The sequence below is a fragment of the Adlercreutzia equolifaciens genome, assembly GCF_029076695.1.
GTDB classification, from domain to species: domain Bacteria; phylum Actinomycetota; class Coriobacteriia; order Coriobacteriales; family Eggerthellaceae; genus Adlercreutzia; species Adlercreutzia equolifaciens_A.
In genome coordinates this window covers 1-314 of sequence record NZ_JARFIK010000273.1, presented here as the reverse complement: position 1 = coordinate 314, position 314 = coordinate 1, and the positions used below count along the sequence as shown (strand labels likewise).

Sequence of the window (314 nt, the reverse complement as noted above, 5' to 3'; positions counted from 1 at the left end):
CTACCGGAGATTCATTGGAAATCTTTCCTTCCAGACTGTTAGCCTCTGTAGAACCAACAATTTTAAATTCCATCTCCTCGTCAAAAGTAATATCAAATACTTTCACAGTACATCCGACATTGATCTTATCCAGATCTACTTCATCCTCAACAACTACCTCTGCATTTTTCAGAATTGCTTCTAATTCTTCGATACGGGCCTCGATATCTCTCTGCTCGTCCTTTGCTGCATCATACTCAGCATTCTCGGAAAGATCTCCCTGCTCCCTTGCTTCTTTGATCTTGCCTGCTACTTCTTTTCTCTTTACTACCTTC

Annotated in this window: 1 protein-coding gene; it reads right to left on the bottom strand. The window is 41.1% G+C overall.

Annotation, left to right across the window (positions count from 1 at the left end; all coding sequences use genetic code 11):
* Nucleotides 1–314: transcription elongation factor GreA (gene greA / locus PZH32_RS12375; RefSeq protein ID WP_275208548.1), on the bottom strand; the 314-nt coding region annotated here is incomplete at both ends.